The organism is Streptomyces sp. UNOB3_S3, assembly GCF_020740895.1.
Classification (GTDB): domain Bacteria; phylum Actinomycetota; class Actinomycetes; order Streptomycetales; family Streptomycetaceae; genus Streptomyces.
Genome location: NZ_JAILXP010000527.1, coordinates 1 through 3,681, shown reverse-complemented (window position 1 = coordinate 3,681; position 3,681 = coordinate 1). Strand labels below are relative to the sequence as shown.

Below are 3,681 nucleotides of genomic sequence, written 5' to 3'. Positions count from 1 at the left end.
GGCACGGCCCCGGCCCGCGGTATGTCAGCCACGGCCCGCCCGGCCCGGAGGGCCACCCCCGGCCCGGCGACCCGGCCGTCTTCGTCCCGCCCGACGGAGTGCCGCTGCCGGAGGTGCTCCGGCCCGGCCTGGAGGCCCTGCGCGCCCGGCCGGCGGGCGGCTTCCCCTACCGGGCCGAGCGGGCGCTTCGCAGGTCCCACGGCGGCGGCACCTACCTCGCGGTCGACAAGCGCACCGGCGAGCGCGTGGTGCTGCGCGAGGCCCGGCCGTACGCGGGGCTCGACGAGCGGGGCGAGGACGCCGTCACCCGGCTCGACCGGGAGCGGGCCGCGCGGGAGCGGCTCGCGGGCCTGGACTGCGTACCGCACGTCCTGACCCACCTCACCCACGCGGAACACCGCTTCCTCGCCGAGGAGTTCATCGAGGGGACCGCGCTGCCGCGGGCCGTCGCCGACGCCTTCCCGCTCACCTCGCGGGAGCGCGCCGAGCGGGAGGCCGCCCCGTACACCGCCTGGGCCCTGGACGTCGTGGACCGGACCGAGCGGGCCCTCCACGCCCTGTACGCCCACGGGCTGCGCCTCGGTGAACTCCGGCCGGAGCACATCGTCCTGCGGCCGGACGGGCGGGTGGTGCTCGTCGGCCTCGGCACGCTCACGGACGCAGGGGACGACCGGGCCCCCGCCACCGGCGAGCCCGGGTTCGGCACACCGCCCGGCCTCCCGGCCCCGGCCGCCCTGCGCCACCTGCTCGACCTGCTGCGGCTGTGGCTGTTCCTGCCGGTCCCCCACCGCAGCCCCGGCAAGCTCCGCACCCTCACCGCCGCGATCGAACGGCACTACCCGGTGCCCCGGGGGTTCGGCGCCGGGCTGCTGACGGGGCTGTGGCCCGAGGGCCACCCGGCCGAGGACGACCGGGCGGGCGCCCTGCTGGCGGCGGACCGCCCCGACTGGCCCGCGATCCGCGACTCCCTCGTCCGGGGCATCCACGCCACCGCCACCCCGGGCCGCCCCGACCGGCTCTTCCCCGGCAGCCCCACCGGATCCGCGACGCTGGGCGGCCCCGCGCTCGCCCACGGCGCGGCCGGGGTCCTGTACGCGCTCCACCGGGCCGGGGCGCGGGTGCCCGAGGAGTACACGGCGTGGCTCCTGGCCGCCGTGCGGCGCGACCCCGCCCCCGCGCCCGGCCTCCACGAGGGCCTGCACGGCGTCGCGTTCGTCCTGGACACGCTCGGCCTGCGCGCGGAGGCCCTCGACGTCCTCGGCCGCTGCCCGCCGGAGCGGGACGCGGTGCCCGACGCGGGCCTGGCCGCCGGCCGGGCCGGCATCGCCCTGACCCTGCTGCACTTCGCCGCCACGACCGGGGACCCCGCGCTGCTGGACCGCGCGACGGCCCTCGCCGGCGAGCTCGGCCGCGCCGTCGAGGACGGCCCCCCGCCCGCCCCGCCGGGCGGCCCCGCGCCCTACGGGCTGCTGCACGGCGCGACCGGAGCGGCCCTGCTGTTCCTTCGGCTGTACGAGCACACGGGCGACGCCTCCCTCCTCGGCCTCGCCGGGCGGGCCCTGCGCCACGACCTGGTGCGGCTGCGCACCCTCCCCGACGGGACGCTCACCCTCTTCGACGGCACGGCCAACCTGCCGTACCTCCACGGGGGCAGCACCGGGCTCGCGTTCGTCCTGCGCGACCTGCTGCGGTACCGGCCCGACCCCCGGCTGGCCGCCGTGCTGGCCTCGCTCCGGCTGACCTGCGACGCCGTGTACGTGCGCAACGCGGGCCTGCTGCGCGGGCGGGCCGGGTCGGTGGCCGTGCTCGCGGCGCTCGGCGAGCCGGTCGCGGGCACGGCGCTCGGCCGGCAGATCGGGCGGCTGTCCTGGTACGCCCAGACCTACCAGGGGCACCTGGCGTTCCCCGGGTTCCGGATGCTGCGGCTCTCGGCGGACCTGGCGACGGGCGCCGCGGGCGTGCTGCTCGCGCTGGGCTCGGCGTTCGAGGGGACCGGGCCCGTCCTGCCCTTCCTCGACCCCCGTCCCGTGGCCGTCCCGCCCGCCCGGGAGGGAGGTGAACGACGTGTCGGAGATCCTGGAGCTGCAGGAACTGGAGGAGGAGACCCCCGTCCAGTGGCCGTGTAGCAACAGCTACCACAGCACCCTCGGACAGGTGTGAGCCGTCCCCGGAGGACGGCGGGCCGGCCGCCGCACCGGACGGCGGCGGCCGGCCCGCCGGAATCGCGAGGCCCGGCACGGCACCGGACCTGACACGGCACCGGAGGAGCACGGCATGCTCGCTCAAGGCCACCTCGTCGCCGACCCCCTCTTCGTGGACACCCCGGAGCGCGTGGAGGACACCGCCGCCCGCTTCGCCCACGCCGCCCGCCCGGCACCGCCGGGGTGGCGGCGCGCCGAACGCGACGGCTGGGTGGTCCTGCGGCCCCGCGACGCGCGGCTGCCGCCGCAGGGCTGGAAGATCCATGTCTCGGCGACGGCCGAGGAGGCCCCCCGGGCGATCGCCACGGTCTGGGAGTACTGCGTCGCGCGCGGCATCGGCTTCAAGTTCCTGCGCAGCCGCGCCCTGCTGGCCCTCGTCAACAGCAAGCGGGCCCCGCGCTCGGCGGGCGGCAAGCTCGTCACCGTCTATCCGCGCTCCGAGGAGCTCCTGGAGCGCGCGCTCCAGGAGCTGTCCGGGCTGTTACGGGGCGTCAAGGGCCCCTACATCCTCAGCGATCTGCGCTGGGACGACGGGCCGCTGTACCTGCGCTACGGGGGGTTCACGCCCCGGTTCTGCTTCTCCGGCGACGGCGAGTACGTGCCCGCCGTCGTCCGGCCCGACGGCCGGGCGGTGCCCGATGTGCGCGGGGCCGCGTTCAAGGTGCCGCCGTGGGCGGGCGTGCCGTCCTTCATCGCCGGGCGGATCCGTGCCGCGCGGGCGGACGGCGGCGGGGGCTTCCCCTACCGGGTGGAGAAGGCGTTGCGCTTCTCCAACAGCGGCGGCGTCTACCGCGCCGTCGCCCCCGGCACCGGGCGGCGCGTGGTGCTGCGGGAGGCCCGCCCGTTCGCCGGTGTCGACGACAACGGCATGGACGCGGTGGCCCGGCTGGGGCGCGAGCACGCCGTGCTGGAACGGCTCGCGGGGCTCGGCTGCGTACCGCGGGTGCTGGCCCGGACGCGCCACTGGGAACACCACTTCCTCGTCGAGGAGTTCGTGGAGGGGGAACGCCTGGAGGAGGCCATGGGGCGCCGCCACCCCCTCTTCCGGCCGGACGCGAACCGGACGGAGCTGGCCGCGTACACCGTCTGGGCGTGCGCGGTCGTCGACCGGGTCGAGGAGGCGATAGCCGCGCTGCACGGACGGGGTGTGGTCTTCGGGGACCTCCAGCCGGGCAATGTGCTGGTGCGGCCGGACGGCAGCGTCTGCCTCGTCGACTTCGAGACGTCCTTCGGGATGGACGAGAACTTCACCCCGGCGCTGGGCACGGCGGGCTTCACGGCCCCCTGGGCGCGCTCGGGGCCGGCCGTCGACGCCTACGCCCTGGACTGCCTGCGGCTGGCGGTCTTCTGCCCGCTCACCGAGCTGCTGCGCTTCGACCCGCGCAAGCACGAGCAGTTGATCCGGCACGTCGAGGACCGCTTTCCCCTCCCGCCCGGCTACGGCGAGCGGCTGCGCGCGGGCCTGGCCCCGCCCCCGGAC

Annotated in this window: 2 protein-coding genes; both read left to right on the top strand. The window is 77.5% G+C overall.

Annotated features, from left to right (window positions below; genetic code table 11):
- Window positions 1–2,126, top strand: a 2,126-nt coding sequence (gene lanKC, locus K6I33_RS33010) for a class III lanthionine synthetase LanKC (RefSeq protein ID WP_229358351.1), incomplete at its 5' end; no start/stop codon positions are given.
- 148 nt (window positions 2,127–2,274) lie between these two features.
- The coding region (gene lanKC / locus K6I33_RS33005) for a class III lanthionine synthetase LanKC (protein ID WP_229358349.1) at window positions 2,275–3,681 on the top strand (1,407 nt) is incomplete at its 3' end.